Source organism: Allobosea sp. FW305-C-101 (assembly GCF_058783685.1).
Genome location: NZ_JBYSYT010000001.1, coordinates 180,401 through 194,313, shown reverse-complemented (window position 1 = coordinate 194,313; position 13,913 = coordinate 180,401). Strand labels below are relative to the sequence as shown.

General features: G+C 66.2%; 14 protein-coding genes. 9 read left to right on the top strand and 5 right to left on the bottom strand.

Translation table 11 applies throughout. The annotated features are described in order from the left end of the window. Positions 1–21 precede the first annotated feature (21 nt). Positions 22–951: an alpha/beta hydrolase gene (locus tag AC3WMA_RS00900; protein ID WP_492283538.1), complete on the bottom strand. Its 930-nt coding sequence runs from the start codon at positions 949–951 to the stop codon at positions 22–24. Further along, positions 948–1,613 (bottom strand): GntR family transcriptional regulator, encoded by a 666-nt coding sequence (locus AC3WMA_RS00895; protein ID WP_492283537.1) that lies wholly within the window; start codon positions 1,611–1,613, stop codon positions 948–950. Before AC3WMA_RS00895 ends, AC3WMA_RS00900 begins: the two co-directional genes overlap by 4 nt. Before the next feature lie 67 nt (positions 1,614–1,680). Between AC3WMA_RS00895 and AC3WMA_RS00890 the strand changes: the two genes are divergently transcribed. Continuing rightward, positions 1,681–2,805, top strand: coding sequence for a mandelate racemase/muconate lactonizing enzyme family protein (locus AC3WMA_RS00890; RefSeq protein WP_492283536.1), 1,125 nt, complete (start codon positions 1,681–1,683; stop codon positions 2,803–2,805). A gap of 103 nt (positions 2,806–2,908) precedes the next feature. On the opposite strand, the gene AC3WMA_RS00885 is transcribed toward AC3WMA_RS00890, so the two are convergent. Further along, a complete protein-coding gene (locus tag AC3WMA_RS00885) occupies positions 2,909–3,595 on the bottom strand; it encodes a DJ-1/PfpI family protein (RefSeq protein WP_492283535.1) in 687 nt (228 codons plus the stop codon). A 280-nt stretch (positions 3,596–3,875) separates the two neighbouring features. Between AC3WMA_RS00885 and AC3WMA_RS00880 the strand changes: the two genes are divergently transcribed. The 6 genes from AC3WMA_RS00880 to AC3WMA_RS00855 all read left to right on the top strand — a co-directional run bounded on the left by AC3WMA_RS00880 (position 3,876) and on the right by AC3WMA_RS00855 (position 9,047). After that, positions 3,876–5,048 carry an ABC transporter substrate-binding protein gene (locus tag AC3WMA_RS00880; RefSeq protein ID WP_492283534.1) on the top strand — a complete coding sequence of 391 codons (1,173 nt, stop codon included), beginning with the start codon at positions 3,876–3,878 and terminating at the stop codon, positions 5,046–5,048. Positions 5,049–5,166: 118 nt separating this feature from the next. Then, the gene (locus tag AC3WMA_RS00875; RefSeq protein ID WP_492283533.1) at positions 5,167–6,093 is read left to right on the top strand and encodes a branched-chain amino acid ABC transporter permease; all 927 of its coding nucleotides are present in this window, start codon (positions 5,167–5,169) and stop codon (positions 6,091–6,093) included. A gap of 2 nt (positions 6,094–6,095) precedes the next feature. Further along, on the top strand, positions 6,096–7,091 hold the full coding sequence (locus AC3WMA_RS00870) for a branched-chain amino acid ABC transporter permease (RefSeq protein WP_492283532.1): 996 nt from the start codon (positions 6,096–6,098) through the stop codon (positions 7,089–7,091). Then, entirely contained in the window at positions 7,084–7,833 is a 750-nt protein-coding gene (locus AC3WMA_RS00865) for an ABC transporter ATP-binding protein (protein ID WP_492283531.1), read from the top strand. Before AC3WMA_RS00870 ends, AC3WMA_RS00865 begins: the two co-directional genes overlap by 8 nt. 2 nt (positions 7,834–7,835) lie before the next feature. Next, the gene (locus tag AC3WMA_RS00860) at positions 7,836–8,534 is read left to right on the top strand and encodes an ABC transporter ATP-binding protein (RefSeq protein ID WP_492283530.1); all 699 of its coding nucleotides are present in this window, start codon (positions 7,836–7,838) and stop codon (positions 8,532–8,534) included. 54 nt (positions 8,535–8,588) lie between these two features. Continuing rightward, entirely contained in the window at positions 8,589–9,047 is a 459-nt protein-coding gene (locus AC3WMA_RS00855; protein ID WP_492283529.1) for a cupin domain-containing protein, read from the top strand. Positions 9,048–9,180: 133 nt separating this feature from the next. On the opposite strand, the gene AC3WMA_RS00850 is transcribed toward AC3WMA_RS00855, so the two are convergent. Beyond that, positions 9,181–10,428, bottom strand: coding sequence for a flavin-dependent oxidoreductase (locus tag AC3WMA_RS00850; RefSeq protein WP_492283528.1), 1,248 nt, complete (start codon positions 10,426–10,428; stop codon positions 9,181–9,183). Positions 10,429–10,518: 90 nt separating this feature from the next. Continuing rightward, entirely contained in the window at positions 10,519–11,397 is an 879-nt protein-coding gene (locus tag AC3WMA_RS00845) for a LysR substrate-binding domain-containing protein (RefSeq protein ID WP_492283527.1), read from the bottom strand. 105 nt (positions 11,398–11,502) lie between these two features. Here AC3WMA_RS00845 and AC3WMA_RS00840 point away from each other — a divergent pair, with 105 nt between their 5' ends. Continuing rightward, the gene (locus tag AC3WMA_RS00840) at positions 11,503–12,648 is read left to right on the top strand and encodes a 2-aminoethylphosphonate--pyruvate transaminase (protein WP_492283526.1); all 1,146 of its coding nucleotides are present in this window, start codon (positions 11,503–11,505) and stop codon (positions 12,646–12,648) included. 17 nt (positions 12,649–12,665) lie between these two features. Further along, entirely contained in the window at positions 12,666–13,913 is a 1,248-nt protein-coding gene (phnA, locus tag AC3WMA_RS00835; protein ID WP_492284721.1) for a phosphonoacetate hydrolase, read from the top strand.

Sequence of the window (13,913 nt, the reverse complement as noted above, 5' to 3'; positions counted from 1 at the left end):
GTTTCACTCCCCTGATGTTTTTTATAGTCGTTCGGTGATGTAGGCGGCTCCGGCGTCGATCATGGCCTGCGCCGGTGCGAGTTCCCGGCTCATGCGCAGGCAGCCATGGATCACACCCGGCACATGGTCGTGGCGGAAGGCGCAGCCCGCCGCTGCCAGGCGCTCGGCGAGGCGGAGCGTGTCGTCGGCGAGGGGGTCGAGCCCGCCCGCCGTGAGATAGAGCGACGGCAGCCCGGCGAGATCGGCATGCAGCGGTGCGGCCAGCGTCGGAGGCGCGTCGAAGGCTGCGGCGAGATAGTTGCGCCAGTACCAGCGCATGTTCGCCGTGGTCAGGATGTATCCCTCGCCGAACCGTGCATGGCTGCCGGTGTCGAAATCGGGAGCGTAGCAGCCGTAGAACAAGGCAGCCGTCGCGGGGAGCGTCAGCCCCGTATCGCGACGATGGATCATCGCCGAGAGCGCGAGCGTCGCCCCGGCGGAGTCTCCGGCGAGCGCCCAGCGCCGTGCATCGACATCCGGGCCGAGCTCGCCTTGCAAGGCGAAGGCGATGGCGGCGAGCGTGTCGTCCAGAGGGGCCGGGTAGGGATGCTCGGGCGCCAGCCGGTAATCGAACCCGAAGACGGCACAGTCGGAGGCGACGGCGAGATGGCGCATCGTGCCGTCATGGGTATCGACCGAGCCGAAGGTCCAGCCGCCGCCATGAACATAGACGATGACGGGCAGGGTGGTTCCGGGCTTCGGATGATAGAGCCTGCCCCCTAGCGTCCCTGCTGCCCCCGTGACGGTGAGATCGCGCGCAGGAATGGCAGGCGCGCCTTCGTTCCAGGCGATGGAGCCGGCATCCGCGGAAGCGCGCGCTTCCGCGATCGGCAGGGTCTTGAAGTCGACGCCGGGCGCCGCCGCGAAGCCGGCGAGGATCCGGGCCATCTGCGGGTGGATGAAGGCGTTCACGCGGCAACCTCGTCGCTGCCCTGAAGAACGATCGTGTCGATATGGGAGCCGAGTGCGGCCGCGAGCCCGCTTCCGTCGCCAGCGGCGAGGCGTTCGTAGAGAACGTCGTGGCGTCGCGCCGTCTCGATCAGCGGGCGGCGATGCTCCGGCGCCCAGAGCTTGTACCGGTTCGAGTGCATAATGCAGCGCGCCAGGATCTGGCCGAGAGCGTCGAGGCCTGAGAGGCGGAACAGGGCGAGGTGGAAATCCTTATCGGCTTCGATGACGCGGTACTCGTCGCCCTCTGCCGCAGCTTCCGTCATCGCAGCCAGGATGCCGCGCAGGTCGTCGAGGGCCTGGCCATCGGCATGGAGAGCCGCCTTCAGCGCCCCGCGCGTCTCGATCCTGCGCCGCAAGGCCAGCATCTCGTCGGCTTCCTCGGCCGTTAGCCGCGTCACGATCGTCCGCCGCCCCGAGCGGACGACGAGGCCATCCTCCTGCAGGCGCAGCAGCGCCTCGCGGATCGGCCCCTGGCTGCAGCCGATCTCATGGGCGAGGCCGAGCTCGGTCAGCACCGTCTCGGGCGTCAGCTCGTTGAGGATGATCCGCCGCTTGACGATCCCGTAGACCAGATCGGAAGGGCGGCTGAGCTTCGGGATCAAGGCGAGAGCCTCGCTGGACAAGGTCTATCGATATGAATATCGATATCATTATTGATAATGATGTCAATCTGGGTTGGAGGGGAAGCTGATGCGTCACCGGATCCGGAAGATCGACGTTCACCTCGTCTCGGCACCCGTTCTGGGCGGCTTTGCCGACGCGACGCGCAAGGTCGAGACGATCGGCTTCGTGATCGTGCGCATCACGACGGATCAGGGGCTTGAGGGGATCGGCGTCACCTATCACGAGGTCGGCGGGGAGGCGACCTGCGAGCTGATCAACCGCAACATGACGCCCCGGCTGATCGGCCGCGACCCTCTCGAAACCGAGGCGATCTGGCAGGAATTCTTCCACTACCTGCGTGGCGTCGGCCGCAAGGGCCTGATGTATTGCGCGCTCAGCGCCGTCGACATCGCGCTCTGGGATCTCAAGGGCAAGATCGTCGATCTCCCCGTCTACAGGCTGCTCGGCGGCGACCGGACCAGGGTGCCGGTCTATGCCAGCGGCGGCTGGACCTCCTATTCCGACGACCAACTCGTCGACGAGATCAAGGGCATGGTCGCGCGCGGCTTCACGACGGTGAAGTTCAAGGTCGGCTTCGATGGCGGCCGCAACCCGCGCCGCGACGCCGAACGCGTTCGCAAGGTCCGCGAGGCGGTCGGCCCCGACATCAACCTCATGGTCGACGCGAACAATTCCTTCGACGCCGCGACGGCGGTGCAGCTCGCCAACCGCATCCGTGAGTACGATATCTTCCTGTTCGAGGAGCCGGTCTTCGCCGACGATATTCCAGGCCTCGCTCGCTTCAAGCGCGGCACCGACATCCCATTGGCGACCGGCGAACACGAATACACCAAGTTCGGCGTGAGGGACCTGCTCATGCACGATGCCGCCGACATCGTGCAGGTCGATGGCGCACGGGCCGGCGGCTATACCGAGATGCTGAAATGCGCGGCGCTGACCCAGGCGTGGAACGTCAAGTTTGCACCGCATGCGATGGAGAACCTCCACCTGCATCTCGTCGCGGCCGTGCCCAACGCCTTGTTCCTCGAGCGCCTGCTGATGTTCGAGGACATCACGGCGCAGGTCTTCGATGGCGCGCCGCTGCCGATCGACGGCCACATGCATGTGCCGGACCTGCCGGGGCTCGGCCTGAAGCTCAACATGGATTTCATCCGGGAACGGGACGAAACCTCGCCAGCGGGTCGTGCTTGAACGACCCCCGCAATAAGCCCGGCCGCCGCTGACCTGCTTCAGGTTGCGACCCGCGCCGCGGGATATCAAGCCGATCCTCGTCCATCGCCTGCGGAGCGAGGGGCTAGGGGCGTGTCTTGCGCAATCGGGATGCGGCGCGTTCGGTTGCGGCCGTCCGTCTTGCGATGAACGGCGCGATCTTCTCCCGCATCGCCTGGACCAGAGCCGGCGAGGCCGAGCGAGGGGAGCCGCTCTGGAAGGGCGGTTCCGGGTCGTATTCCATTTGCAGCTGGATTTCCCGTGCGGCCTCTTCGCCGAGAAGATCGGCCACGACCGTCAAGGCAAAGTCGATCCCGGATGTGACGCCGGCACCGGTCACACGATCGCGGTCCCTGACGACCCGTTCCGCAACGGGGATCGCGCCCAGCAGGGACAACTGATCGATCGAGGACCAGTGGCTGGTCGCCTTGTAGCCATCGAGCAGCCCGGCCGCGGCGAGCACGAGCGAGCCGGTGCAGACCGATGTGACCAGCTGGCAGGTCGGCGCGATGCGGCGCAGGAAATCCAGTGTTTCCTCGTCGTCCATCAGGTCGATCTGTCCGGCTCCGCCGGGTACGCAGATCAGGTCGAGCGCATGGCAATCGGCGAAGCGCATCGTCGGCAGGATCGCCATGCCGCGATCGGAGGAAACGGGCTCGATGGTTTTCCAGAGAAGCTGAACCTTCGCTCCCGGCATGCGATAGAAGACCTCGGCAGGGCCCGTCAGATCGAGCTGGGTCAGTTTCGGGAAGAGGATCAGGCCGATCTGCATGGAGGCGCTCCTGCGCTGTCACGGCCTGCACCATAGCGCGACGGGCCGCGCGGTCAGCAGCCAATCCTGCCACGAGCGGGTTTCTTCGCGCCATTGCCCGGACAATCCTCCCTTTCCGAACCCGCCGGAATGGGCCAAGGATGCCGCTGGCAGGCGGCAACGTGAAAATTCGCGATTGTCGCTCTTGCAGATATTTTAAGCTTGAAACATTATGGTCTGCGCGAGCCGAAGAAATCCAAGGGAACGGGGCCGCGCTTTAAACTCTTCCGGGAGAGCATCGATGACGACATTCAGGTTCGGTCTGGCACTCGGTTGTGGGGCGCTGGCTTTGTCCATCGCGTCCGCGCAGGCACAGGAGCCGATCAAGATCGGCGTGGTCAGCGTACTGACCGGCCCGGCCGCCTCGCTCGGCCAGCAGGTCCGCGACGGCTTTCAGCTCGCGGTCGACAAGAACGGCGGCAAGCTCGGCGGCGTGCCGGTCAAGATCACGGTGATCGACGACGAGTTGAAGCCTGACGTCGCGGTCGAGCGCGTGCGCTCGTTTGTCGAGAGCGAGAAGCCGGCCTTCGTCGTCGGCCCGGTCTTCTCGAACATCCTCGGCGCGATCGCCAAGCCGGTGCTCGATTCCGGCGCATTCCTGATCAGCCCGAATGCCGGGCCTTCGACCATGGCCGGCAAGGCCTGCAACAAGAACTTCTTCGTCACCTCCTACCAGAACGACCAGGTGCACGAGGTCCTGGGCAAATACGCGCAGGACCAGAACTACAAGAAGGCATACATCATCGCGCCGAACTATCAGGCGGGTAAGGACTCGCTTGCCGGCTTCAAGCGCTACTTCAAGGGCGAGATCGTCGACGAGGTCTATGCGCCGCTGAACGCGATGGATTTCTCGGCCGACCTCGCCAAGATCGCCTCGTCCAAGCCCGATGTCGTCTTCGCCTTCCTGCCCGGCGGCCTCGGCGTCAATTTCGTCAAGCAGTGGTCGCAGGCCGGCCTGCAGGGCAAGATCCCGTTCCTCTCCGCCTTCACGGTCGATGAATCGACCCTGCCGGCGCAGCAGGACGCAGCGGTCGGCCTCTTTGGCGGCATGACCTGGGCGCCCAACATGGACAACCCGCAGACGAAGGACTTCGTCAAAGCCTATGAGGCGGCCTACAAGATCGTGCCCGGCTCCTATGCCCAGCAGTCCTACGATGCGGCGATGCTGATCGATTCCGCCGTGAAGGCGGCGGGCGGCGCCGGCAATCCCGACAAGCTGCGCGAGGCGATCAAGAAGGCCGATTTCACCTCGCTGCGCGGCAAGTTCAAGTTCAACACCAACGGCTATCCGATCCAGGACTTCTACCTCGTCAAGGTCGCCAAGCGCGCCGACGGCAAGTTCCAGACCGAGATCGCCCAGAAGGTGTTTTCGGACTACGCCGATCCGCACGCCAAGGATTGCGCGCTGAAGTGACGCGAAGCGTCATCCTCGGGCGAAGCGGAGCTTCGACCCGGGGATCTCTTCGTCACGAGATGCTCGGGTCAAGCCCGAGCATGACGTCCTGTGACCGGCCCTGACATAGGACCGCGCGATGACCCTCAGCCTCCTGATCGTCCAGCTCTTGAACGGCCTCCAGTTCGGCGTCCTGCTGTTCCTGGTCGCTGCCGGACTGACGCTGGTCTTCGGCGTGATGGACTTCATCAATCTCGCCCATGGCGTCCAGTACATGCTGGGAGCCTATCTCGCCGTCACCTTTGTCGGGCTGACCGGCTCCTTCCTGCTTGGCCTCGTGCTCGCGCTGGCGGCCGCACTGCTGCTCGGACTCGCGCTCGAATTCCTGGTCTTCCGGCATCTCTACGAACGCGACCATCTCGATCAGGTGCTGGCGACCTTCGGGCTCATCCTGCTGCTCAATCAGGCGGTGAAGATGATCTGGGGCGCCGCGCCGCTCTCGGTGCCCGTGCCGGAATTCCTCTCCGGCAATGTCCGATTGATGGACGGCATCCTTTACCCCGTCTACCGCTTCGCCCTGATCGCGGCGGGCCTCGGCGTCGGCGCGCTGCTCTGGTTCGTGGTCGAGAAGACGCGCGCGGGCATGCTGCTGAGGGCAGGGGCCTCGAACGCGCCGATGGTCTCGGCGCTCGGCGTCGATATCCGCAAGCTCTTCATGGTCGTCTTCGCCTTCGGCACGATGCTCGCGGGCTTTGCCGGAGCGATGGCGGCACCGATCCTCTCGGTCGAGCCCGGCATGGGCGACACGGTCCTGATCCTCGCCTTCGTCGTCATCGTCGTCGGCGGCATCGGCTCGATCCGCGGCGCTTTCGTCGGCGCGCTGATCGTCGGCCTTGTCGACACGCTCGGCCGCTCCTCGATGAACGACCTGCTCCGGCTGTTCATGGCGCCGGCCTCGGCGCGTGCGACCGGCGCCGCGCTCTCCTCGATGCTGATCTATTTGGTGATGGCGGCGGTGCTGTTCGTCCGGCCGGAAGGCCTGCTGCCGGCCAAGGGGCGCTCGTGAGCATGGCGGGCACTCCCTCGACATCGACTGCGCCCGTGGCGCGACCGGTTGCCCCGACGGTGCGCCGGCTGGCCCCGTTCGTAATCTTCCTCCTGCTCGCCCTGCTGCCGCTTGCCTCCGCGCTCGGCCTGCCTGGGCACTGGCTGACGCTGGTGACGCGGGCGATGATCTTCGCCATCGCCGCGCTCTCGCTCGATCTCGTCCTCGGCATCGGCGGCCTGGTCTCCTTCGGTCATGCCGCCTTCATCGGCATCGGCGCCTATGGCACCGGCATCCTGATCACCGAGGGCCGGACCGAATTGCTGGTGGCGCTGCCGGTCATCCTGCTCGTCTGCGCGGTCTTTGCAGCGGTGACCGGCTATGTCTCGCTGCGCACGCGCGGCGTCGCCTTCATCATGATCACGCTCGCCTTCGGGCAGATGGCCTTCTATTTCGCGCAGGCGCTCTCGGCCTATGGCGGCGACGACGGGCTGACGCTCTACGAGAAGAGCACGCTCTTCGGGCGCGAGGTCTTCGCCAACCGCACCGGCTTCTACTATATCGCGCTGGGTACGCTGGCCTTCTGCTACTGGCTGGCGCGTCGCATCGTCGCCTCGCGCTTCGGCCGCGTGCTCAGGGCAGCGCGCGAGAATGCCGTGCGCGTCACCGTCACCGGCTACGACGTCAATCATGTCCGGCTCGGCGCCTATGTGATCAGCGGCATGATGGCGGGCCTCTCCGGCTTCCTGCTCGCCAACCAGACCGATTTCGTCAGCCCGGCCTATATGTCCTGGTCGCGCTCGGGCGAATTGATCTTCATGGTCGTGCTCGGCGGCGTCGGCTCGCTCTATGGCGCGATCCTCGGCGCGCTCGCCTTCCTCGTCACCGAGGACGTGCTTTCGTCGCTGACGCAGAACTGGAAGGTCATCTTCGGACCCCTGATCGTGCTCTTCGTGCTGTTCACCCGTGGCGGCATCGCCGGGCTCGCCAACAAGCTGAGGGGGCGCCGCGATGGCTGAGCCGGCGCTTGCCCTCAAAGGTCTCGCCAAGTCGTTCGGCGCGCTGAAGGTCACCAACGGGGTCGACCTCACCATCGCGCCCGGCGAGCTCCACGCGCTGATCGGTCCCAACGGCGCCGGCAAGACCACGCTGGTCCACCAGATATCCGGGACGCTTAAGCCGGATGCCGGTGCGATCCTGTTCGGCGGCCAGGACATCACCCGCCTGCAGCCGCAGGCGCGAGCGCGCGCCGGGCTCGCCCGCACCTTCCAGATCACCTCGACCATCGCCTCGCTCTCAGCGCTGGAGAATGTCGCGCTCGGCGTGCAGGCGCATAGCGCCCGCCCGCTCTCGCTCTTCCGTGACGCGGCCGGCGACGACGCCCTCAACGCCCCCGCCTGGGAAGCGCTGGAGGCGGTCGGTCTCGCCGAGCGCGCCCATGCGCCGGCGGGCAGTCTCTCGCATGGCGAGAAGCGGGCGCTGGAGATCGCGATGGCGCTGACCTTGCAGCCGAAGCTCATCCTGCTCGACGAGCCGCTCGCCGGCGTCGGGCATGAAGAAGGCGAGCGCCTGATCGCGCTGCTGAACAGCCTCAAGGGCCGCTTCGCCATGCTGCTGGTCGAGCACGACATGAGCGCCGTCTTCGCGCTGGCGGACCGCGTCACCGTGCTGGTCTATGGCGGGGTGATCGCCTCGGGCGAGCCGGCGGCGGTCAGGGCCGATCCGGCCGTGCGGCAGGCCTATCTCGGCGAGGAGGGCTAGCGATGCTCAGCGTCGAAGGGCTCGATGCCGGCTATGGCGAAGCGCAGATCCTGTTCGGGGTCGATCTCACTGTGGGCGAGGGCGAGGTCGTGACTCTGCTCGGCCGCAACGGCATGGGCAAGACCACGACGGTGCGCTCGATCATGGGGCTCCTGCCGGCAAAAGCCGGGAAGATCGCCTTCGGCGGGCGGGACCTGACCGGCGCCGCGCCTTTCCGCATCGCGCAGGCCGGTATCGGCCTCGTGCCGGAAGGCCGCCAGATCTTCCCGACGCTTTCGGTCGAGGAGAACCTGATCGCCACAGCCGCCGACCGTTCCGGCAAGAAGCGCTGGGACCTCGGGCGCATCTACGCCTTCTTCCCGCGCCTCAAGGAGAGGCGCGAGAACCGCGGCAACCAGCTCTCCGGCGGCGAGCAGCAGATGCTCGCGATCGGCCGGGCGCTGATGACCAATCCGAAATTGATCATCCTCGACGAAGCGACCGAGGGGCTCGCCCCCCTGATCCGCGAGGAGATCTGGAACTGCCTGACTGCCTTGAAGGCGGAAGGCGAATCGATCCTCGTCATCGACAAGAACGTCGATGCGCTGGTCCGGATCGCCGACCGCCATGTCGTGCTGGAGAAAGGCCGCGTCGTCTGGCGCGGCTCCAGCGCGGAACTGCGCAGCGACAGCGCCGTGAAGGATCGCTTCCTGCACTTTTGAGCAGGTCACGCCAACGCCATCCGGCCCGCGCCGGCAGATGAGGAGAGCAAGATCATGAAACCGCTGACCGCAGGCGTGACGCGCGCCAATGAAGGTCTCGACGGCATCTCCTGGAGCATCCTCGGCCAGACCTATGTGCCGAAGACGCTGACGGAGGAGAGCTTCTCCTGGCACGCGACCCTGCCGCCCGGCACCTTCGTGCCGCCGCATATCCATACGACGCAGGACGAGTTCATCTACATGCTGGAGGGCCGGCTCGACCTGCTGCTCGACGGGCAGGAGAGCTTCGCCACGGCCGGCGACCTGATCAAGCTGCCGCGCAACATCCCGCACGGCCTGTTCAACAAGAGCGACGCGACGGTGAAGTGCCTGTTCTGGGTCTCGCCGACGGCCCGGCTTTACGACCTGTTCTGGGGCCTGCACTCGATGGCCGAGCAGAAGCCGGCCGATGTCGTCGCCCTCTCGGCCAAGCACGAGGTCGATTTCCTGCCGCCTCCGCCCGAAGGGGCGTGAGGGTCGGTAGGCGCTTCGCACTAATTTTACGCGAAAGTCGTCATTCTCGGGCGCTGCATGGCAGCGACCCGAGAAACTCGTGACGAGAGGGCTCTGGTTTCCGAGATGGTCGGGTCAAGCCCGACCATGACGCCTAACCCTTCTTCCCCGCCAATTGCTCGGCCGAGAACCCGGCCTTTCCGGCATAGGACTTCACGATCTGCTCGCGCTTGGCATAGCCCAGCACGCGTTCGACATCGTCGAATCCTTGCGGTGCCAGCGCCTCGACCGCGTCGATAACCCGCTCCGGCCCGCCGACACGGTTCATCGCGACCACCTCCGCCGTCGCCGGCAGGCGTTGCGCCTCATAGGCTGCCAGCGCCTGGCGCGGATGCTCGGCCTTGGCCAGCCAGTCGGCGAGGCAGCGCGCATCGAGGATCGCCTGCGAGGCGCCGTTGGAGCCGACCGGATACATCGGATGGGCGGCGTCGCCGAGCAGCGTCACGCGGCCATGGGTCCAGCGCGGCAGCGGATCGCGGTCGCACATCGGATATTCCCAGAATGTCCCGGTGGCGCGGATCAGCGCGAGGATATCGACCTCCGGCACGCTGAAGCGCCTGGCGAAGGGCAGCACGTCCTCGAGACGGCCGGGCTTCGACCAGGCCTCCTTCGGCGGTGGCCGCTCGGGATCGCCGGTGCGGATATTGACGACCCAGTTGGTCAGCCGCGTCCTGGCGCTCGTGCCCTTGCCGATCGGATAGAGCACCAGCTTGCCGGCCATTCCGCCGGCGATGATCATGCTCTCGCCGTCGAGGAATGTCGGCCAGTCGCAGGCGCCGCGCCACATCTGCACGCCCTGCCAGCGTGGCGGACCCTGATTCGGGAAATAGCAGGCGCGCACAGCCGAATGGATGCCGTCGGCGCCGATCAGGATGTCGCCGCGCGCCGTCTCGCCGGCCTCGCCGAGGCGGGCATCGCTGAAATGCGCGGTAACGCCGCCCTCGTCCTGGATGAAGCCTTGCAGCCGGCGCCCGGTGCGGATCGCGTCCTCGCCCAGCCGCTCGGCGACCGCGTCGCGGATGATCTTCTGCAACCGGCCGCGATGGATCGAGAATTGCGGCACGGGCGCGCCGGCATGGAGGCCTCGCGGCTCACGCCAGACCGTCTGCCCGAACCGGTTCATGTAATGCAGTTCGCGCGTCCGGATGCCGACCGCGTCGAGCGCCGGCAGCAGGCCGAGATCGGCGAGCTCGCGGATCGCATGGGGCAGGGTGTTGATGCCGACGCCGACCTCGCGGATCTCGCTGGCCTGCTCGTAGACCGTCGCACCGATGCCGCGGGCATGGAGCATCAGCGCCAGGGTCAATCCACCAATGCCGCCGCCGACGATAATAACCCGCATCTGCCCGTCCCCTCAGGTCTTATATTTTAAGTTTGAAATATCTTTGTCCGGCTTGTCAATTTGCGCAAGAGGCTGGGGGACGCGTTCGCTTCAACGCGCCTCGATCACGTCCTGAACCATTTCGAAGAAGCTGCGCACGAGGGGCAGGCGCTGGCGCTCGGCCCGGCAGACGATGTACTCGCCGACATCGAAATCGGCGCCGGTGATGACGATGCGCTTCAGGCCGGTCTCCGGCTTGAACTCGGCGGCGAAGACGACGCCGATCCCGAAGCCGAAGGCGACGGCCTCGCGCACCGCCTCGCGCGACTGCACCTCCAGCAGGTTCGCCGGCTTGATCCCGGCGAGCGAGAGCCGGCTCTCGAAGACCTCGCGCGTGATCGAGCCGCGCTCGCGCAGCACGATGTCCTGGCCGGCGAAGGCCTCGATCGGGATCTGGTCGTGCCGCGCCAGCTCGTGCTGGTCCGAGACGAAGGCGACGAGATCGTCCGAGCGCAGCCGGACGCTGTGGATGCGCGGGTCGGAATTGGCGCGCGCGGTGATCGCGACGTCTGCCGCGAAATCCATGATCTGGTCGACGACCTCGGAGGAGTTGCCGATCGTCAGCGAGAAGGTCAGGCCCGGATAGCGCTCGCGCATGCGGGCGAGCGCCGGCATGACATGGGTGGCGCTGTCGGCGGCGATCCGCAGATGGCCGCGCTGGAGCGTGCGGCTGCCGGCGAGCAGCGATTCCGCCTCGTCCTCCGCCGCGAACAATCTCGCCGTGACCACGAAGAGACTCTGCCCCAGCGGGGTCAGCTTCACCTGCCGCCCGGCGCGGTCGAACAGCCTGACGCCATAGGCATCTTCCAGCCCGCGCACCTGGGCGGAAAGGGTGGGCTGGCTGACATGGCGCGTCTTTGCGGCGCCGGTGAAGCTCTGCGCTTCGGCGACCGCATGGAAAGCCGCGAGGCCGGAATAGCTGATCGCCATACCTATAGATCCTATCTATGGATGATATGGAAACGATGTATTGGACCTATGTCAATCGCGGTCCTAGCGTCCGGGTCATCCGCCGCAACCTATCGCGAGACCATCATGGCCCAGGCCCGCCGCCCTGCCTCTTCCGAAACCGGTGATCCGCTCCTCCTGACCCCCGGCCCGCTGACCACCAGCAAGGCCATCAAGGAAGCGATGGTGCATGACTGGGGCTCGCGCGACGCGACCTTCGTCGGCATCAACAAGGCGGTTCTGGAGGAGCTGCCGAAGATCATCCATGGCGGCGAGGATTTCGTCACCGTGCCGATGCAGGGCTCCGGCACCTTCGCCGTCGAGGCGATGCTGACGACCTTCGTGCCGCGCGACGGCAAGATCCTCGTCCTAATTAACGGCGCCTATGGCCAGCGCGCCAGGCGCATCGTCGAGATCGCCGGCCGAGCCGTCGCCGTGCACGAGACCGCCGAGGACACCCCGCCCGATCTCGCCGAGATCGACCGCATGCTGGTTACCGACACCGCCATCACCCACATCTTCACCGTCCATTGCGAGACGACGAGCGGCATCCGCAACCCGGTCGAGGCGATCGCCGCGCTGGCCAAGCGCCATGGCCGCCGTTTGCTGGTCGACTCGATGAGCGCTTTCGGTGCCCTGCCGCTCGACAGCCGCGAGGTCTATTTCGACGCGGTCGCCGCCTCCTCGAACAAGTGCATCCAGGGCGTTCCCGGCCTCGGCTTCGTCATCGCCCGCAAGAGCGCGCTCGCCGAGACCAAGGGCAATGCGACCACGCTGGTGCTCGATCTCCACGACCAGAACGCCGGCTTCGAGCGCACCGGACAGTATCGCTTCACCCCGCCGATCCATGTCATCGTCGCCTTCCACGCGGCCTTGCAGGAATTCTGGGCCGAGGGCGGAGTCGCAGGCCGCGGCGAGCGCTATGCCGAGAACGCCCGCATCCTGATCGAGGGCATGGAAGGGCTCGGCTTCCGCACGCTGCTGCCGGCTGCCCGGCAGGCGTCGATCATCGTCACTTTCCACATGCCGGAGGACAAGAACTTCGTCTTCCAGCGCTTCTACGACGCGCTGAAGGATGCCGGTTACGTCATCTATCCCGGCAAGCTGACGGTCGCGGACAGCTTCCGCATCGGCTGCATCGGCGCGCTCGGCGCGCAGGACATGCGCGCCTTCGTCGCCACAGTGTCGGATGTCCTTGATGAAATGGGCGTCGGCCTGAAGTCGGCCGCGTGAGGAGCCCAGAGATGACAATGCACACGAAGATCGGCGCGGATGTCGTTGCGAACGGCCGCGAATATGCCCGGCCGCAGCGTCCGACGGTGGTGATCTGCATGGACGGCTCGGAGCCGGCCTATATCGAGGCCGCCAGCGCCAAGGGCCTGACGCCGAACCTCGACCGGATCATGAAGGCCGGCGCCAGCACCCATGCCTATTCGGTGATCCCGAGCTTCACCAACCCGAACAACCTCTCGATCATCACCGGCCGCCCGCCGGCCGTGCACGGCATCGCCGGCAACTTCTTCTATGACCGCGAGGCCAAGGAAGAGGTGATGATGAACGATGCCCGCTTCCTGCGGGCGCCGACCATCCTGGCCGAATTCCAGAAGGCCGGCTTCAAGGTCGCGATGGTCACCGCCAAGGACAAGCTGCGCACGCTGCTCGGCAAGGGGCTCGACTTCACTTCGGGCAGCGCGATCGCCTTCTCCTCGGAAAAGGCCGACAAGGCCAACAAGGCGGAGAACGGCATCCAGAACGTGCTCGATTTCGTCGGCATGCCGGTGCCGTCGGTCTATTCGGCCGATCTCTCGGAGTTCGTCTTCGCTGCCGGCGTCAAGCTGCTGGAGACCTTCAAGCCCGACCTGATGTACCTCTCTACCACCGACTATGTGCAGCACAAGGCCGGTCCTGGCTCGGAGATGGCGGACTCGTTCTACGCCATGTTCGACGGGTATGTCGGCAAGCTCGATACGCTCGGCTGCACGCTGGTGATCACCGCCGATCACGGCATGAACGACAAGCACCTCGCGAATGGCGAGCCGGACGTCGTCTATCTCCAGAGCCTGATGGACGAATGGTATGGCAAGGGCACGATGCGCGTGATCCTGCCGATCACCGACCCCTATGTCGTCCACCATGGTGCGCTCGGCTCCTTCGCCACGGTCTACCTGCCCGATGGCGCCAGCCAGGAGGAGGTCGCTGCCCGCATCTCCGGCCTCGACGGCATCGCGCTGGCGGTGACCTCGGCGGAAGCCTGCGAGCGCTTCGAACTGCCGGCCGACCGGATCGGCGATGTCGTGGTCGTCTCGACCCGCCAGAAGGTGATCGGCACCTCGCCCGACAGGCACGATCTCTCGGGCCTGACCGAGCCGCTACGCTCGCATGGCGGCATCACCGAGCAGCGCGTGCCGATGATCGCCAACCGGCCGATCACGGTGCCGCAGGGCCGCACGCTCCGCAATTTCGACGTCTTCGACGTCGCCCTGAACCTGGTGAACTGA

Coding starts and splice junctions, on each gene's coding strand:
- AC3WMA_RS00865 (WP_492283531.1), top strand. CDS start 7,084: ATGGCTGAGCCGGCGCTTGCCCTCAAAGGTCTCGCCAAGTCGTTCGGC.
- AC3WMA_RS00850 (WP_492283528.1), bottom strand. CDS start 10,428: ATGCGGGTTATTATCGTCGGCGGCGGCATTGGTGGATTGACCCTGGCG.
- AC3WMA_RS00840 (WP_492283526.1), top strand. CDS start 11,503: ATGGCCCAGGCCCGCCGCCCTGCCTCTTCCGAAACCGGTGATCCGCTC.
- AC3WMA_RS00890 (WP_492283536.1), top strand. CDS start 1,681: ATGCGTCACCGGATCCGGAAGATCGACGTTCACCTCGTCTCGGCACCC.
- AC3WMA_RS00870 (WP_492283532.1), top strand. CDS start 6,096: ATGGCGGGCACTCCCTCGACATCGACTGCGCCCGTGGCGCGACCGGTT.
- AC3WMA_RS00880 (WP_492283534.1), top strand. CDS start 3,876: ATGACGACATTCAGGTTCGGTCTGGCACTCGGTTGTGGGGCGCTGGCT.
- AC3WMA_RS00855 (WP_492283529.1), top strand. CDS start 8,589: ATGAAACCGCTGACCGCAGGCGTGACGCGCGCCAATGAAGGTCTCGAC.
- AC3WMA_RS00875 (WP_492283533.1), top strand. CDS start 5,167: ATGACCCTCAGCCTCCTGATCGTCCAGCTCTTGAACGGCCTCCAGTTC.
- AC3WMA_RS00860 (WP_492283530.1), top strand. CDS start 7,836: ATGCTCAGCGTCGAAGGGCTCGATGCCGGCTATGGCGAAGCGCAGATC.
- phnA (WP_492284721.1), top strand. CDS start 12,666: ATGCACACGAAGATCGGCGCGGATGTCGTTGCGAACGGCCGCGAATAT.
- AC3WMA_RS00885 (WP_492283535.1), bottom strand. CDS start 3,595: ATGCAGATCGGCCTGATCCTCTTCCCGAAACTGACCCAGCTCGATCTG.
- AC3WMA_RS00845 (WP_492283527.1), bottom strand. CDS start 11,397: ATGGCGATCAGCTATTCCGGCCTCGCGGCTTTCCATGCGGTCGCCGAA.